This window comes from Aminobacter carboxidus (genome assembly GCF_014863355.1).
In the GTDB taxonomy this organism is placed as follows: Bacteria; Pseudomonadota; Alphaproteobacteria; order Rhizobiales; family Rhizobiaceae; genus Aminobacter; species Aminobacter carboxidus.
This window is the reverse complement of sequence record NZ_JACZEP010000002.1, coordinates 350954-366428: the sequence shown is the minus strand read 5'-3', so window position 1 is coordinate 366428 and position 15475 is coordinate 350954. Positions and strand designations below refer to the sequence as shown.

The following is a 15475-nucleotide window of genomic DNA, read 5'->3' as shown; positions in this document are numbered from 1 at the left end:
TTCACTTGGCCTTAGCCCTTGATCGCCTCGACCAGCGTGGTGCCGAGACGTGCCGGCGACGGCGACACGCGGATGCCCGCTGCCTCCATGGCCGCGATCTTGTCTTCCGCGCCGCCCTTGCCGCCGGAGATCACGGCACCTGCGTGACCCATGGTGCGGCCTTCCGGTGCGGTGCGCCCGGCGATGAAGCCGGCCATCGGCTTCTTGCGGCCGCGCTTGGCTTCGTCGATGAGGAACTGCGCTGCGTCCTCTTCGGCCGAGCCGCCGATTTCGCCGATCATGATGATCGACTTGGTCTCGTCGTCGGCCAGAAACATCTCGAGCATGTCGATGAATTCCGTGCCCTTGACCGGGTCGCCGCCGATGCCGACAGCCGTCGACTGGCCGAGACCGGCATTCGTCGTCTGGAACACCGCCTCATAGGTAAGCGTGCCGGAGCGCGAAACAACGCCGACCGAACCCTTGCGGAAGATGTTGCCCGGCATGATGCCGATCTTGCACTGGTCGGGCGTGACGATGCCAGGGCAGTTCGGGCCGATCAGGCGCGACGTCGAGCGGTCGAGACGCGCCTTGACCTTGATCATGTCGGAGACCGGGATGCCCTCGGTGATGCACACGATCAGCGGGATCTCGGCGTCGATCGCCTCGATGATCGCAGCGGCAGCGCCTGCCGGCGGCACATAGACCACCGACGCATTGGCGCCGGTCTTTTCCTTGCCTTCGGCAACCGTCGAGAAGATCGGCAACGGCACGGAGCCGTCCCACTTCTCGCCACCCTTCTTGGGGTGGATGCCGCCGACCATCTTGGTGCCGTGATAGGCCAGCGCCTGCTCGGTGTGGAACGAACCGGTGTTGCCGGTCAGGCCCTGCACCAGGATCTTGGTGTTCTTGTCGATGAGAATGGACATTGGCTCAGTTTCCCTTCACCGCAGCGACGATCTTCTTCGCCGCGTCGTCGAGGTCGTCGGCGGAAACGACGTTCAGCCCGCTCTCGTTGATGATCTTCTTGCCGAGTTCCGCATTGGTGCCTTCGAGGCGAACCACCAGCGGAACCTTGAGCCCGACTTCCTTGACGGCAGCGATCACGCCTTCGGCGATGATGTCGCACTTCATGATGCCGCCGAAGATGTTGATCAGGATGCCCTTCACGGCCGGATCGGCGGTGATGATCTTGAACGCCGCCGTCACCTTCTCCTTCGAAGCGCCGCCGCCGACGTCGAGGAAGTTGGCGGGCTCGGCACCGTAGAGCTTGATGATGTCCATCGTCGCCATGGCGAGGCCGGCACCGTTGACCATGCAGCCGATGTTGCCGTCGAGCGCCACGTAAGCGAGGTCATACTTCGACGCCTCGATTTCCTTGGCGTCTTCTTCGGTGGTGTCGCGCAGCTCGAGCACGTCGGCGTGGCGGAACAGCGCGTTGTTGTCGAACGACACCTTGGCGTCGAGCACGCGCAGGCGGCCGTCCTTCATGACGATCAGCGGGTTGACCTCGAGCAGGCTCATGTCCTTGTCGACAAACGCCTTATAGAGGATCGGAAACAGGCTCTCGCCGTCCTTGGCCGCCTCGCCCGAAAGCTTCAGCGCGCCGTTCAGCGCCTTGAGGTCGTCAGCGGTGACGCCCTTTTCCGGGTCGATGGCAACCGTGATGATCTTTTCCGGCGTGTCGTGGGCAACGGCCTCGATGTCCATGCCGCCTTCGGTCGAAACCACGAAGGCAACGCGGCCGACCGAGCGGTCGACGAGGATCGACAGGTACAGCTCGCGGTCGATGTCGGCGCCATCTTCGATGTAGAGGCGGTTGACCTGCTTGCCGGCCGGGCCGGTCTGCTTGGTCACCAGCGTGTTGCCGAGCATTTCCTTGGCAAACGCCACGACTTCGTCGACCGACTTGGCGAGACGCACGCCGCCCTTGGCGTCGGCGGGCAGCTCCTTGAACTTGCCCTTGCCGCGGCCGCCGGCGTGGATCTGGCTCTTCACGACGTAGAGCGGACCCGGCAGCGCCTTGGCGGCTGCTTCCGCTTCCTCGATCTTGAACACCGGCACGCCGTCAGCGACGGGAGCACCGAAACCCTTGAGCAATTGCTTGCCCTGATATTCGTGGATGTTCATGCGCGTTGTCCCTTACTTCTTGGCGAGGTTCGGCGCGATCGCGACGCAGGCCTCGCACAGGCCCTTCACCGCGTCGACCGACTTTTCGAACATCTTCTGCTCGGCCTTGTTGAAGTCGAGCTCGATGATGCGCTCGACGCCGCCGGCGCCGATCACCACGGGCACGCCGACATACATGTCCTTGACGCCATACTGGCCCGACAGGTGCGTCGCGCAAGGCAGCACGCGCTTCTTGTCCTTGAGATAGGCCTCGGCCATCTGGATCGCCGACGAGGCCGGCGCGTAGTAGGCCGAGCCGGTCTTGAGCAGGCCGACGATCTCGCCGCCACCCTTGCGGGTGCGCTCGACAATGGCGTCGAGCTTGTCCTGGCTGGTCCAGCCCATCTTGATCAGGTCCGGCAGCGGAATGCCGGCAACCGTCGAATAGCGCACCATCGGCACCATGTCGTCGCCGTGGCCGCCCAGCGTCATGGCGCTGACGTCTTCGACCGAAACCTTGAACTCTTCCGACAGGAAGTAGCGGAAGCGTGCCGAGTCGAGCACGCCGGCCATGCCGACGACGTGGCTCTTGGGCAGGCCCGAGAACTTCTGCAGCGCCCACACCATGGCGTCGAGCGGGTTGGTGATGCAGATGACGAAGGCCTTGGGGGCATACTTCTTGATGCCGGCGCCGACCTGTTCCATGACCTTGAGGTTGATGCCGAGCAGGTCGTCGCGGCTCATGCCGGGCTTGCGTGGCACGCCGGCGGTGACGATGCAGACATCGGCACCCTCGATGCCGGCATAGTCGTTGACGCCGGTGTAGCGCGAGTCGAAGCCGTCGACGGTCGAGGACTGGGCGATATCGAGGCCTTTACCCTGCGGGATGCCTTCGGCAATATCGAACATGACCACGTCGCCGAGGTCCTTGAGGCCGATCATATGGGCGAGCGTACCGCCAATCATGCCGGAGCCGATGAGGGCTATCTTGTTGCGTGCCATGAAGGAATTTCCCTTTGCCTGTAACGACGCCGTGGCGGCGGGGTGGAGTAGGTTTGGGCCAGAGAGGCCGCGGAAATGCAGCCAGAAATAGCGGCTCGCAATAGCTCCGTGGCCAAAAAAATTCAACCGATTATTTTGACCTCAACTTTTTCAATCGGTTAGAAACAACGGGATTTACGTAAACGTCAAAGTTTTGTGACGCCTTTACGAAGAAAAGGTGAAGACCGCGATGCCGCCCATCGAAATCCGTAGGCTCCGGCCGGTCGACGAACACCTGCTCGACAATGTCGCCGACGACGTCTTCGACGAGCCGGTAGATGACGCCCGCCTGAAGGCCTGCCTCGCCTCGCCAGGCCACCTGCTCTTCGTCGCCCTCGATGATGGCCAGGTTGTGGCGCAGGCCGCCGGCATGATCCACCGCCATTTGGACAAGCCGACCGAGCTTTATGTCGACGAGCTCGGCGTCTCGCCGGCCTGGCATCGCCGCGGCATCGCCAACCGGCTGATGGACGCGCTGTTCGCCGCCGGCCGCGAGGCCGGTTGCGAGGAAGCATGGCTCGGCACCGAACTCGACAACATCCCCGCCCGAGCCCTCTATGAACGACGCAAGGAGCCGGTTGAACCGGCGGAGACATTCGTCATGTATGTCTACGACCTGCGCGACGACGCTTGAGGTCGCGCCTCGCCGGATCACTCGACCTGACGTGGAGAGCTTTTCCGCAGCACGGCATTTCCGGCACGCAGGCTGCCTGCCCCTCAAGCATCCCTGATCAAACAAAAAGCCCGGCGCAAGGCCGGGGCTTGGGTTGGCGTAGGTGCCAATGCTCAGAACTTGTAGGCGAGGCCCAAACGAACGTCGTGCGTCGTAAGCTCCGCCGTCGCAAACGACGACAGGTCGAAATCGCCGAAGTCGGTGTAGCGGTACTCGACGCGGCCGATCAGATTGTCGGTGAATGCGTATTCGACACCGGCACCGAGTGTCCATCCCACCATCGTGTCGCCAACGATCGGGCTGATCCTGATGCCATCGTCGATGGCGTGGACATTGACGTCAGCGAACGCGACGCCGCCAGCGATGTAAGGCAGCAGGCGATCCATCGCGTAACCCAGCTTCAGGCGCGCCGCACCCGACCAGTTGAGCTCGTACACATCGCCAATGACCGGTGGTGGCAAGGGCGTGCCTGATCCATCATACGCCTGCCCGAAACCATCGGCATTGCTCCAGGCAAGGTCGGCTTCGATACCGATCACGACCTGGTTTGCCAGCTGATGATAGTAGCCCGCATAAACGCCGCCAAGCCAGCCAGCGACATCCGGCTTGCTCGTCCAGCCGGTTTCAGCCGAAGTCCGCCCATTGCCCCAGAGATGGCCGGCTTGGACGCCGACATAGCCGCCGGTCCAGATGAAACCCTCGGCCGGCTGCGCCGGTGTGGCATCCGCACCCACCGCCGCACCGGTGGACACGGCAAGCAGCCAAGCTGCCCCAAGCGTCATCAACCTCATCGAACCTGCTCCTTCGTCGATTTCGACCCGCGACAACGGGGTCCTTCAGGTCGGCAGATGTCCCGGCAACAGCCGTCCGGACAATACGGCAGATGGCGTATTTCGACGTGCCGTTGATGGCATCGACTGGCGTTCGGTGGCTGCCAACCGCACCCGCTTCCGCGTTGGCCGCCCGAGCCTAGACTCCGCAGCGGCTGCCTTCCGCTCGGCTGGTTCGGCTGAATGATCGCCTTGCCATAGCGGTTAAGTGAGTGGGGATGGAGTTTCCACGTCTTCGCATTTTTCGGCGCTGCCACGATTGGCTATCTTTAAGCGTCGCGAAATTTGCCTGACGAGTGCCGCGCCCCGCTTCCCGAAGCTTTCACGAGCAATGGCCAAACCGGAAACGGGGCATGGCCAGGCGTGCCCCAACAAGAAAAACCGCCGGAGCTTTCGCCCCGGCGGTTTGTTTCACATGAATCGTGCGTCGAACTTATGCGGCGAGGTCGCGCAGCACGTACTGCAGGATGCCGCCATTCTTGTAGTAGTCGAGCTCGTCAAGCGTATCGATGCGGCACAGGATCGGAACGTCCTTCACCGAACCGTCGGCGAAGGTGATCTTGGCGACCATCTTCTGACGCGGCTTGATCGTCTCGAGGCCGTCGATCGTCACCTGCTCGTCGCCCTTGAGGCCGAGCGTCTTCCACGACGTGCCTTCCTCGAAGGTGAACGGGATGACGCCCATGCCGACCAGGTTCGAGCGGTGGATGCGCTCAAACGACTGGGCGATGACGGCGCGAACGCCGAGCAGGTTGGTGCCCTTGGCAGCCCAGTCGCGCGACGAGCCGTTGCCGTACTCGACGCCGGCAAAGATCACCAACGGCACGCCTTCGCTGCGGTACTGCATCGCGGCGTCATAGATCGGCAGCTCTTCCTTGCTGGGGTAGTGGAAGGTGTAGCCACCCTCGCGGCCGTTTTCGCCGAGCATGTGGTTGCGGATGCGGATGTTGGCGAAGGTGCCGCGCATCATCACCTCGTGGTTGCCACGACGCGTGCCGTACTGGTTGAAGTCGGCAACGCCGACGCCGTTGTCGGTCAGGTACTTGCCGGCAGGCGAAGCCGCCTTGATCGAACCGGCCGGCGAGATGTGGTCGGTGGTGATCTTGTCGCCGAACAGGCCAAGCACGCGCGCGCCCTCGATCTTGCCGATCTGGCCCGGCTTCGAGCCCATGCCGACGAAGTAGGGCGGGTTCTGCACATAGGTCGACTTGTCGTCCCAGGCATAGGTCTGGCCTTCCGGCGCCTGGACGTTCTGCCAGTTCTCATCGCCCTTGAAGACGTCGGCATATTTGCGGGCAAACAGCTCGCGGGTGACGTTTTCGGCGATGAACTGGTCGATCTCGACATTGGTCGGCCAGATATCCCTGAGGAATACCGGGTTGCCGTCGCGGTCTTCACCGAGCGGCTCTGATGTCAGGTCCTTGGTCACCGAACCGGCGAGCGCATAGGCAACGACCAGTGGCGGCGAAGCCAGGTAGTTGGCCTGCACGTCGGGCGAGACGCGGCCTTCGAAGTTGCGGTTGCCCGAAAGCACGGCCGCACCGATCAGGCCCTTGTCGTTGATGGTCTTGGAGATCGGCGCCGGCAGCGGGCCGGAGTTGCCGATGCAGGTCGTGCAGCCGAAGCCGACGAGGTTGAAGCCGATCTGGTCGAGCTCCTTCTGCAGGCCGGCCTTTTCGAGATACTCGGCCACCACCTGCGAACCAGGCGCCAGCGAGGTCTTGACCCACGGCTTCTGCTTGAGGCCGATGCGGTTGGCGTTGCGAGCCAGAAGGCCGGCACCGATCAGCACGCTCGGGTTCGAGGTGTTGGTGCAGGACGTGATCGCCGCGATCACCACGTCGCCATGGCCGAGATCGAAGTTTTCGCCTTCGACGGCGTAGCGCTTGGCGGTGTCGACGGTCTTCTTGTACTCGGCTTCCAGAGCGGTCGCGAAGCCCGAGGCGATGCCTTCGAGCGGGATGCGGCCTTCCGGACGCTTCGGGCCGGCCATCGACGGGACAACCGTTTCCATGTCGAGCTCGAGCAGGTCGGTGAAGACTGGATCGGCCGACGAGGTGTCGCGCCACATGCCCTGCGCCTTGGAGTATTCCTCAACGAGCGCGATGCGGTTTTCAGCGCGGCCTGACATGTTGAGGTAGCGGATGGTTTCCACATCGACCGGGAAGAAGCCGCAGGTCGCACCATATTCCGGCGCCATGTTGCCGATGGTGGCGCGGTCGGCCAGCGTCATGTTGGAAAGGCCGGGGCCAAAGAATTCGACGAACTTGCCGACGACGCCCTTCTTGCGCAGCATCTGGGTGACGGTCAGCACCAGGTCGGTGGCAGTGACGCCTTCCCTGAGCTTGCCGGTCAGGCGGAAACCGATGACCTCGGGCAAAAGCATGGAAACCGGCTGGCCGAGCATCGCGGCTTCCGCCTCGATGCCGCCGACGCCCCAGCCGAGCACGCCCAGGCCGTTGACCATGGTGGTGTGCGAGTCGGTGCCGACGCAGGTGTCGGGATAAGCGGTGGTTTCGCCGTCTTCGGTGTTCGTCCACACGGTCTGGGCGAGGTATTCGAGGTTGACCTGATGGCAGATGCCGGTGCCGGGCGGCACGACGCGGAAGTTGCGGAACGCCTGCTGGCCCCACTTCAGGAACTTGTAGCGCTCTTCGTTGCGCTCATATTCGAGCTCGACGTTGCGGGCAAAGGCCAGCGGGGTGCCGAATTCGTCGACGATGACCGAGTGATCGATGACCAGGTCGACCGGCACCAGCGGGTTGATCTTCTGCGGATCGCCGCCAAGCGAGGCAAGGCCGTCACGCATCGCTGCCAGGTCGACGACGGCGGGAACGCCGGTGAAGTCCTGCATCAGCACGCGCGCCGGGCGGTAGGCGATCTCGACGCCGGCCGTGCCCTTGTCGGTCAGCCAGCCGGCAACTGCCTGGATGGCTTCCTTGGTGACGGTGCGGCCGTCTTCGTTGCGCAGCAGGTTTTCCAGCAGCACCTTCATCGAATAGGGCAGCTGCGAGATGCCGGTCAGGCCGTTCTTCTCGGCCTCGATGAGGCTGTAATAGACATAGTCGGTACCTGCCGCGGTAAGGGTGCGGCGGCAATTGAAACTGTCGAGTGATTTGGACACGTGCGATCCATCCTTGTCTGTTCAACCTGAAAGGGAACGGACTCCGATGGGCATGCAATCACGCGCAAAGGTGCGGGTACGGCCATTTCCGCTGTCCGGTCCCAAGCAACCCGAGCCGTTCAAGGCGGCGCGTGCGCTGGTTCGGCGCAAATTCTGTTTCCATGCCGACCGCTGGCATGGTCGAGTGGCATATAGAGAATTTATTGGAATAGTTCTAGACGGAGATTCGCCTATTTTGCTGCGAAGCAAAGCGGCAGCGACATGGTCTCGGCGACGGGGGAAGAATGCGGCTTATCGCCGAAAATCTCAGCGGGGAACGTGGTGGCGAGGCGGTTTTCGACGGCATCGGCTTCGTGCTTGCTGACGGCGAGGCACTTGTCGTCACCGGCCCCAACGGCTCGGGCAAGTCGACCTTGCTGCGCGTCATCGCAGGGCTCCTGCCGCACAGCCACGGACGAATCGCTTTCGAGGGCGACAGCGAGGCGTTTCCGACGGTTGCCTCGGCCTGTCACTATCTCGGCCACCTGAACGCGATGAAGTCGGCCCTGACCGTGCAGGAGAACCTCGAGTTCTGGCGCGACTTCGCTGGCGACGGCCAGCTCGGCGTCTCGGACGCACTCGAAGAGGTCGGCCTCGGCGGCCTTGGCCACCTGCCCTTCGGCTATCTCTCGACCGGCCAGAAGCGCCGCGCCGCCATCGCCAAGCTGCTCATCAGCCATCGCCCGGTCTGGTTGCTCGACGAGCCGACATCTGGCCTCGACAAGGCATCGGATGCGCGTTTCGCAGCGTTGATGCAGGACCATTGTGCCGCCGGCGGAATCGTCGTCGCCGCAACGCATTTGCCGCTCGGGCTGCAGGGCGTGAAGACGCTGGAGATGGGGCGGGTGTATGTCTGAAAGCACTGCGCTCTTTCGCACCCCCCTCTGTCTTGCCGGACATCTCCCCCGCAGGGGGGGAGATCACACTGTGGGCCGGTCGTTGCCAATCGACAACTCTGCAGGAGTTCCGGCGAGGCTGAAGCTGCCAATCTCCCCCCTTGCGGGGGAGATGTCCGGCAGGACAGAGGGGGGTGGGCAGGAACACCATTTCTCCGCGCACATCTATGGAGGGCATCCATGCTAGCCCTCTACCTCCGCGATCTCAGAATGGGCGTCCGCGCCGGCGGTGGCGCCTTGACGGGCGTACTGTTTTTCCTCGCCGTCATCGTCACCATCCCCTTCGGTGTCGGCCCCGACCTCAACCTGCTCGCCCGCATCGGTCCGGCGATACTGTGGATCGGCGCACTGCTCGCCAGCCTGCTCGGCCTCGACCGACTGTTCCAGGCCGACCGCGAGGACGGCTCGCTCGACCTGCTGCTACTCAATGCCGACCGGCACATGCTGGCGCTGACGGTGCTGATCAAATGCCTGGCGCACTGGACCGCGAGCGTGCTGCCGCTGGTTATCGCCGCCCCGTTGCTTGGCCTGTTCATGAACATGGAGCCTGTCGGCATCGCAGCTACCGCACTCACCTTGCTCGTCGGTACGCCGGCCATCGTCTTCATCGGCGCCGCAGGCGCCGCCGTCACCGTCGCCCTGCCGCGCGGCGGCCTGCTGATCTCGGTTCTGGTGCTGCCGCTGGTCATCCCCGTGCTGATCTTCGGCGTCACAGCAAGCTATGGCGCGGTCAACGATCCCGACCCGTTCACCCCGCCGTTCCTGATTCTGTGCGCGCTGACCATGTTTCTCGCCGTCATCGGCCCGCTGGCGGCGGCGGTCGCCTTGCGCTCGGGCACCGACTGATCACGATCACTTCAACCGCCACGGTGCGGCGCGGCGTCCGATTGCATCGCCGCTGGCCCGCCGTTAAGTGAAGAGAATGCTCGGAAACAGCGACATGACCAAGTCTTGCCAGGGTGCCCGATGAGCGCGCACGCCCTCTATGTCACCGCCGCCTATGGCATCTCAGCGCTTGCGATCGCCGGGCTGATCCTCTGGATCCTCGCTGACCAGCGCGCCCGCAAGCGCGAAATGGCCGAGCTCGAAGCCGCCGGTCACCGCCGTCGCTCGGACAAGGCAAAGGCATGAGCTTCGAAAGCCAGAAGCCGGCGCGGCCGCGCAGGATCTTCGTCCTGCTGCCGCTGCTGATTTTCCTGGCGCTCGCCGGCCTGTTCCTGGTGCAGTTGCTGTCCGGCCGCGACCTGACCGCCGTTCCATCGGCGCTGATTGGCCAGACCGCACCCAAGACCGAATTGCCGCCGCTCGAAGGCCTCTCGTTGCCCGGTCTCAACTCGGCCGAGTTCACCGGCAAGGTGACCCTGGTCAATGTCTGGGCATCGTGGTGCGCGCCGTGCCGCGAAGAGCACCCGGTGCTGCTCGAACTGTCCAAGGACCAGCGTTTCTCGATCGCTGGGCTGAACTACAAGGACAAGCCGGAGAATGCCCGCCGCTTCCTCGGCGATCTCGGCAATCCGTTCAAGGCCGTCGGCGTCGACCAGAATGGCCGCACCGCGATCGACTGGGGCGTCTATGGCGTGCCCGAGACGTTCCTCGTCGGCAAGGACGGCAAGGTCGCCTTCAAGCATGTCGGGCCATTGTCGCCGGAGGCGGTCACCGCCACGCTGATGCCGGCGATCGAAAAGGCGCTCGCCGCACAATAATCGCCTGATATGACCGACCTTTCGCGACAGGTGCGAATCGTCTGGATTTGCACTACGTTTTCATACAGCCGCTGGGGAGAGGCACGCCGCAACGGCGCGGCAAGCGGCTGTCGGGGAGGCGTAAATGCAAGACAGTTCCGCGCTCATCATATTTCTGCCGCTGGCGCTCGGCGTCATCATGCTCGGCCTTGGCCTGTCGCTGACGACAGAGGATTTCCGCAACGTTCTGCAAAAACCCAAGGCGGTGCTCGTCGCATTGCTCTGCCAGACCGTCATCCTGCCGCTGGCCTGCCTGGGCATCGTCTATGTCTTCGGCCTCGAGCCGGCGCTGGCGGTGGGCATGATGCTGCTCGCGGCAAGCCCGGGCGGCACCTCGGCCAATCTCTACAGCCATCTGGCCGATGGCGACGTGGCGTTGAACATCACGCTGACGGCGATCAATTCGGCGCTGTCGATCCTCACGCTGCCGCTGATCGTCAACTGGTCGCTGGCGCATTTCATGTCGGGCGACCAGGCGATTCCGCTGCAATTCGCCAAGGTGGTGCAGGTGTTCGTCATCGTGCTCGGGCCTGTGCTGATCGGCATGTGGCTGCGCAGCCGCTTCCCGGCCTTCGCCGACCGCATGGCGCGACCAGTGAAGATCTTTTCGATGCTGTTCTTGTTTGCGGTGGTTGCCGTGGCACTTGTCCAGGAGTGGGAAACGCTCAAGGCCTGGGGCCCGATCGTCGGCCTCGCTGCACTTGCCTTCAACCTCGTCAGCCTCGGCGTCGGCTATTTTGTCCCGCGCGCCGCTGGCGTCGAAAAGCGCCAGGCAACCGCGATCGGCATGGAGATCGGCATCCACAATGGCACGCTGGCGATCGCCATCGCACTCAGCCCGCTGTTGCTGAACAACGCGACGATGGCGGTTCCGGCAGCGATCTACGGGCTGATCGCCTTCATCACCGCGGCGATCTTCGGTTATTGGCTGAAGCGGTCGCATGCCCGCGCGGCGGCGGCGACAACGCCGGCGCACTGAGCCGAAGCAGACAGCTTCAGCGACGCCGCCAACAGAAAAGGCGCTTGCGGCATGCCCTTGGGGTGCCCTCGCGCCTTGTCGCAACGGCCGGTCAGATACCGGCCGGCCTGATATATAGCGGCTAGGTCTTAGCCGTAGACGTGCTTGTATGCCTGGTACAGCATCTCGCTGCGGTCGGCGCGCATATCGGCCAGGTCGCGGCCGGAGAAGCCGTCGATCTCGGCGACGAGGCGCTTGTAGTGCTTGCGCTTGGAAGCGCTTTCGCGGGCACGGCTCAGAAGGTTGTCAAAAAACATGGCAGGTTCCTTTCATCGCGCCGCAAGATGCGGCGAAAACTGACCTCCCTGATCAATCTGATGATGACATAGGAACTGCTGCGCCGCAAAATAAGATGCTGCATCGCAGCAATGCGCGGCACGCATAACGGGTTAACAAGCGCTAACAAAGCTGGAAAACGCCGACAGCGTGTTCCGCATCGATGCGATGTTCACGGCATCCGCGAGGATATCATCCATCTCCTGGGGCGTTTTGCCCAGCAGCGTGATGGTCAGGTCTGGTCCATCGAAAAGGTCGAAGGACATTGTCTTCATGATCTCGGCAAGGGCGGCACGGGCAAATTGCGATCGCGGCGAGGCATGTACCTGCATGGCGGGTTTGCCGACGGCGGCATCACGTGAAACCAGCCAGTCCAGCGCATTCTTCAGTCCGCCCGGCACACCATGGGCGTATTCGGGACAAGAGACGATCACACCATCGGCTCACGTAATGGCGTCGATGAGCGCTGTCGCCTCGCGTGGCGTGCGCCCGCCCTGGTCATCGGGCCCGTACTCGTCATCGGGATTGAAAATCGGTAGGCGGCCAAGACCGTCATAGACGCTGACACGGCAACCCGGTGGCGTGTTGCGCGCCAAGGCAGCAATAAGCGCCCGGTTGGAGGAGACGGCGCGCAGGCTGCCTGAAATGGCAAGGATGTCGATCAAAGCAAGGGGACCACCGGACGAATCGTGTCCGGCGCACGTTACCACATGGTCTTGCGGTAGGCCTCGTCGAGCGAACGGTCGAGCGCGTCGGCATTTTCGGCCAGCGCCAGATGGTCGCGCAGGATCTGTCCGAGCGTCGGCAGGCTGCCGCGATCGGGCCAGGTGGCTGGCGCCCACAGCTCGGAACGCATGAACGCCTTGGCGCAGTGCATGTAGACCGCCTTGATGGCAACGACCATGACGGTAACAGGCAGCTTGCCCTCGGCGGCGAGCTTTTCGCGCAAGGCCGGGTCGGCGGTAAGGCGCGCCTCGCCATTGATGCGCAAGGTCTCATTCATGCCGGGTATGAGGAACAACAGACCGACAGCCGGGTTGACCAGGACGTTCTCGAGCGTGTCGAGCCGGTTGTTGCCGGGTCGGTCGGGAATGGCGATGGTGCTGTCGTCGAGCACGGCAACGAAGCCCGGCTTGTCGCCCTTGGGCGTGACATCGGCATTGCCCTTGTCGTCGGACGAGCCCACGAGCACGAACGGGCTGCGCGCCAGGAAACTTTTGGCGTGTTCGTCGAGGCGGCGAAGTTCCTTCTTCACCGCGCCATCGCCCGGCGCCCGGTAATGCTGGCGCAGCGCCTCGCGGTCGGTGATGAACTCCATGATGCCCCCTATTTCGACGAATGGTCGTCCAGCGAATGGCGCATGATGAGCGGCATCTGGCTGAAAGTGAAGAGCAAGGTTATCGGCATGATGCCCCAGACTTTGAACGCCACCCAGGTATCGGTCGAAAATGACCGCCAAACAACCTCATTGACCACGGCAAGAAACAGGAAGAACAGGCCCCAACGGAAGGTCAGCTTGCGCCAGCCTTCGGCATCGAGGCGAAAAGCCGAGGCAAAGACATAACCGAGCAGCGACTTGCCGAACCACAGGCCGCCAAGCAGGATCGCGCCGAACAGCGTGTTGACGATCGTCGGCTTCATCTTGATGAAGACGTCGTCCTGCAGATAGAGCGTCAGTGCGCCGAAGACGAAGACCACCACGCCCGAGACCAGCGGCATGATCGGCAGCGAGCGGGTCAGCAGCCACGATGCGATCAGGGCTGCAGCGGTTGCCGCCATGAACAGGCCGGTGGCGATGAAAATCGGCCCGCCGAGTTCGGCCAGTGCTGGAAACTTCTGCGCCAGCCATTCGCCGCGCGCATTGGCGAAGAAGAACACGACCAGCGGCCCGAGTTCCAGCACCAGCTTGAGCAGCGGGCTGACGTCTTCCTTCTTGGTTGTCGGGTCCGAGGGATCGCGTTCGAGGATCGGTGCATTCATAGGTCAGGCGACTCCTGCGATCGCCTTGGCGAAATCGCTTGCCGAAAAAGGTTCGAGATCGTCGACCTGTTCGCCGACGCCGATGAAATAGACCGGCAGTTTATGTTTGGCGGCGATTGCGACCAAAATACCGCCGCGCGCCGTGCCATCGAGCTTTGTCATCACCAGGCCGTTGACGCCGGCGATGTTGCGGAAGATCTCGACCTGGTTGAGCGCGTTCTGGCCGGTGGTGGCGTCGACCGTCTGCAGCACGGTGTGCGGCGCCTCGGGGTCGAGCTTGCCGAGCACGCGCACGATCTTCTCCAGCTCGGCCATCAGCTCGGTCTTGTTCTGCAGGCGCCCGGCCGTGTCGATGATCAACACGTCCGAGCCGGCCTCCTTGGCCTTTTCGAAGGCGTCATAGGCAAGGCCGGCGGCGTCGGCGCCGAGCTTGGTCGCGATGACGGGAGAATTCGTGCGTTCGCCCCAGATCTTGAGCTGCTCGATCGCCGCGGCGCGGAAGGTGTCGCCGGCAGCCAGCATGACCGACAGCCCGCCTTCGGTCAGCTTGGCCGCCAGCTTGCCGATGGTCGTGGTCTTGCCGGTGCCGTTGACGCCGACAACCAGGATGACATGCGGCTTGTGCGACAGGTCGAGCTCGAGCGGCAGCGCCACCGGCTTCAGCACCTTCTCGACTTCGACCGCCATGATCGAGCGGACCTCGTGGTCCGACACATCCTTGCCGTAGCGGCTGGCAGCCAGCGCGTCGGTGACGCGCAAGGCGGTTTCGACGCCGAGATCGGCACGGATCAGCACGTCCTCGAGGTCCTGCAGCGTGTCTTCGTCGAGCTTCCGCTTGGTGAAGATGCCGGCGATGTTGCCCGACAGCTCCTTGGACGAGCGCGACAGGCCCTGGCGCAGGCGCTGGAACCAGCTTTGCCGCGGCGCAGGCGCCGCCACTTCCACGACCTCGGCCTTCTGCTCGACCTTCTTCTGGACGGTGACCTTGCCGGCGGACGGCTTTGGCTCCGGTGCAGGTGCTGGCTGCACGGGCTCCACGGGAGCGGGTACGACAGCTGCAGGCTCGGAAACGGTTTCGCGCAGCGCGGCAACCGGCTGCTCTGCCTCGACCGCTGTTGCTACAGGCTCAGCCACTTCGGCTGGCGCAGGTTCCTCGATGACAGGGTCGACAGGACGTGCCTCAGCCACAGGCTCTGCCGGCTGCAGCGCTTCGACGACGGGTTCTTCGACAACCGGCTCCGTTTCAGGGGCGCGCATCGCCGGCTCCGGCGCCGCGGGCACCGGCTGGGCGGGGATTTCCTCGGGCAGTTCGGGCGTCGACGGCTCCGTCGCCGGGACCGGAGCTTCTGCTGGCGCGGGTTCGGGCTCAACAGGGCTTGGCGCAGGCGTCGGCCGCTCGGCAGGCTGCTCCGGCTCGGGCACCGGAACGTCCGGTACGGGCTCGGGCTTTGGCTCTTCCTGCGGTACGGGCTGCGGTGTGGGCTCGACCGGCGCCGGTTGCTCGGCTGGCTTGGGCTCGGGAACGACCGGTGGCGCGGGCGGTATTACCGGTGCAGGTTCCGGCTTCGGCTCCTCGACGGGCGCGGCAGGCGCATCGGCGACAGCAGGCGCTTCCGCAGCAACCGGGATTTCCTCGGCCGGCTTGAGCGCTTCCAGCGCATCAAAGTTCAGCGGCGGCAGGACCTCGTCCTCGGCCGGCTGCTCGACGGCTTCCTTCCTGCCGAAGGAAAAGACTTTCTTGATGAACCCGAATGCCATGCGGTCGCTT

The 15475-nt window shown here is 63.8% G+C and carries 17 protein-coding genes; 6 read left to right on the top strand and 11 right to left on the bottom strand.

Translation table 11 applies throughout. From position 1 onward, the window contains the following. Nucleotides 1-11 precede the first annotated feature (11 nt). From sucD to mdh, 3 genes are read right to left on the bottom strand one after another with little or no spacing between them, the layout of a single operon-like run. On the bottom strand, nt 12-908 hold the full coding sequence (sucD, locus tag IHE39_RS09390; protein WP_184768230.1) for a succinate--CoA ligase subunit alpha: 897 nt from the start codon (nt 906-908) through the stop codon (nt 12-14). A 4-nt stretch (nt 909-912) separates the two neighbouring features. Continuing rightward, on the bottom strand, nt 913-2109 hold the full coding sequence (gene sucC / locus IHE39_RS09385) for an ADP-forming succinate--CoA ligase subunit beta (protein ID WP_192566290.1): 1197 nt from the start codon (nt 2107-2109) through the stop codon (nt 913-915). A gap of 12 nt (nt 2110-2121) precedes the next feature. Further along, nucleotides 2122-3090 carry a malate dehydrogenase gene (gene mdh / locus IHE39_RS09380; RefSeq protein WP_192566289.1) on the bottom strand — a complete coding sequence of 323 codons (969 nt, stop codon included), beginning with the start codon at nt 3088-3090 and terminating at the stop codon, nt 2122-2124. 229 nt (nt 3091-3319) lie between these two features. Here mdh and IHE39_RS09375 point away from each other — a divergent pair, with 229 nt between their 5' ends. Beyond that, complete coding sequence (locus tag IHE39_RS09375; protein ID WP_192566288.1) at nt 3320-3763, top strand: GNAT family N-acetyltransferase; 444 nt, start codon at nt 3320-3322, stop codon at nt 3761-3763. Between the two features lie 152 nt (nt 3764-3915). Here IHE39_RS09375 and IHE39_RS09370 read toward each other — a convergent pair whose 3' ends face one another. Further along, the gene (locus IHE39_RS09370) at nt 3916-4593 is read right to left on the bottom strand and encodes an outer membrane protein (protein WP_184768234.1); all 678 of its coding nucleotides are present in this window, start codon (nt 4591-4593) and stop codon (nt 3916-3918) included. Nucleotides 4594-5065: 472 nt separating this feature from the next. Then, nucleotides 5066-7756, bottom strand: coding sequence for an aconitate hydratase AcnA (gene acnA, locus IHE39_RS09365; protein WP_192566287.1), 2691 nt, complete (start codon nt 7754-7756; stop codon nt 5066-5068). A gap of 284 nt (nt 7757-8040) precedes the next feature. Here acnA and ccmA point away from each other — a divergent pair, with 284 nt between their 5' ends. From ccmA to IHE39_RS09340, 5 genes are all read left to right on the top strand, one after another. Beyond that, on the top strand, nt 8041-8652 hold the full coding sequence (gene ccmA, locus IHE39_RS09360) for a heme ABC exporter ATP-binding protein CcmA (RefSeq protein ID WP_192566286.1): 612 nt from the start codon (nt 8041-8043) through the stop codon (nt 8650-8652). A gap of 219 nt (nt 8653-8871) precedes the next feature. Beyond that, nucleotides 8872-9537, top strand: a complete 666-nt coding sequence (gene ccmB / locus IHE39_RS09355) for a heme exporter protein CcmB (protein ID WP_184768237.1) — start codon at nt 8872-8874, stop codon at nt 9535-9537. A gap of 120 nt (nt 9538-9657) precedes the next feature. Then, a complete protein-coding gene (ccmD, locus tag IHE39_RS09350; protein WP_192566285.1) occupies nt 9658-9822 on the top strand; it encodes a heme exporter protein CcmD in 165 nt (54 codons plus the stop codon). Next, on the top strand, nt 9819-10394 hold the full coding sequence (locus IHE39_RS09345) for a DsbE family thiol:disulfide interchange protein (protein WP_184768239.1): 576 nt from the start codon (nt 9819-9821) through the stop codon (nt 10392-10394). The genes ccmD and IHE39_RS09345 overlap by 4 nt, the downstream gene beginning before the upstream one ends. Before the next feature lie 124 nt (nt 10395-10518). Next, a complete protein-coding gene (locus IHE39_RS09340) occupies nt 10519-11412 on the top strand; it encodes a bile acid:sodium symporter family protein (protein WP_192566284.1) in 894 nt (297 codons plus the stop codon). 128 nt (nt 11413-11540) lie between these two features. Here the strand turns inward: IHE39_RS09340 and IHE39_RS09335 are convergent, their stop codons facing one another. From IHE39_RS09335 to ftsY, 6 genes are all read right to left on the bottom strand, one after another. Then, nucleotides 11541-11708, bottom strand: coding sequence for a hypothetical protein (locus IHE39_RS09335; RefSeq protein ID WP_184768241.1), 168 nt, complete (start codon nt 11706-11708; stop codon nt 11541-11543). Nucleotides 11709-11840: 132 nt separating this feature from the next. Next, nucleotides 11841-12161: an NADPH-dependent FMN reductase gene (locus IHE39_RS30605; RefSeq protein ID WP_343070074.1), complete on the bottom strand. Its 321-nt coding sequence runs from the start codon at nt 12159-12161 to the stop codon at nt 11841-11843. A 9-nt stretch (nt 12162-12170) separates the two neighbouring features. Further along, a complete protein-coding gene (locus tag IHE39_RS30600; RefSeq protein ID WP_246485437.1) occupies nt 12171-12392 on the bottom strand; it encodes an NADPH-dependent FMN reductase in 222 nt (73 codons plus the stop codon). Between the two features lie 38 nt (nt 12393-12430). Next, nucleotides 12431-13045, bottom strand: a complete 615-nt coding sequence (locus tag IHE39_RS09325) for a pyridoxamine 5'-phosphate oxidase family protein (RefSeq protein WP_192566283.1) — start codon at nt 13043-13045, stop codon at nt 12431-12433. Between the two features lie 8 nt (nt 13046-13053). Next, entirely contained in the window at nt 13054-13707 is a 654-nt protein-coding gene (locus IHE39_RS09320) for a septation protein A (RefSeq protein ID WP_184768243.1), read from the bottom strand. 3 nt (nt 13708-13710) lie between these two features. Next, on the bottom strand, nt 13711-15465 hold the full coding sequence (ftsY, locus tag IHE39_RS09315; protein ID WP_192566282.1) for a signal recognition particle-docking protein FtsY: 1755 nt from the start codon (nt 15463-15465) through the stop codon (nt 13711-13713). Between the last annotated feature and the right edge of the window lie 10 nt (nt 15466-15475).

What these genes read in the sequence shown, in the direction of transcription:
- ftsY (WP_192566282.1), bottom strand. Translation starts at nt 15,465, where the DNA reads ATGGCATTCGGGTTCATCAAGAAAGTCTTTTCCTTCGGCAGGAAGGAA.
- IHE39_RS09325 (WP_192566283.1), bottom strand. Translation starts at nt 13,045, where the DNA reads ATGGAGTTCATCACCGACCGCGAGGCGCTGCGCCAGCATTACCGGGCG.
- mdh (WP_192566289.1), bottom strand. Translation starts at nt 3,090, where the DNA reads ATGGCACGCAACAAGATAGCCCTCATCGGCTCCGGCATGATTGGCGGT.
- ccmA (WP_192566286.1), top strand. Translation starts at nt 8,041, where the DNA reads ATGCGGCTTATCGCCGAAAATCTCAGCGGGGAACGTGGTGGCGAGGCG.
- IHE39_RS09320 (WP_184768243.1), bottom strand. Translation starts at nt 13,707, where the DNA reads ATGAATGCACCGATCCTCGAACGCGATCCCTCGGACCCGACAACCAAG.
- IHE39_RS09340 (WP_192566284.1), top strand. Translation starts at nt 10,519, where the DNA reads ATGCAAGACAGTTCCGCGCTCATCATATTTCTGCCGCTGGCGCTCGGC.
- sucC (WP_192566290.1), bottom strand. Translation starts at nt 2,109, where the DNA reads ATGAACATCCACGAATATCAGGGCAAGCAATTGCTCAAGGGTTTCGGT.
- ccmB (WP_184768237.1), top strand. Translation starts at nt 8,872, where the DNA reads ATGCTAGCCCTCTACCTCCGCGATCTCAGAATGGGCGTCCGCGCCGGC.
- IHE39_RS09370 (WP_184768234.1), bottom strand. Translation starts at nt 4,593, where the DNA reads ATGAGGTTGATGACGCTTGGGGCAGCTTGGCTGCTTGCCGTGTCCACC.
- IHE39_RS09345 (WP_184768239.1), top strand. Translation starts at nt 9,819, where the DNA reads ATGAGCTTCGAAAGCCAGAAGCCGGCGCGGCCGCGCAGGATCTTCGTC.
- IHE39_RS09375 (WP_192566288.1), top strand. Translation starts at nt 3,320, where the DNA reads ATGCCGCCCATCGAAATCCGTAGGCTCCGGCCGGTCGACGAACACCTG.
- ccmD (WP_192566285.1), top strand. Translation starts at nt 9,658, where the DNA reads ATGAGCGCGCACGCCCTCTATGTCACCGCCGCCTATGGCATCTCAGCG.
- IHE39_RS09335 (WP_184768241.1), bottom strand. Translation starts at nt 11,708, where the DNA reads ATGTTTTTTGACAACCTTCTGAGCCGTGCCCGCGAAAGCGCTTCCAAG.
- sucD (WP_184768230.1), bottom strand. Translation starts at nt 908, where the DNA reads ATGTCCATTCTCATCGACAAGAACACCAAGATCCTGGTGCAGGGCCTG.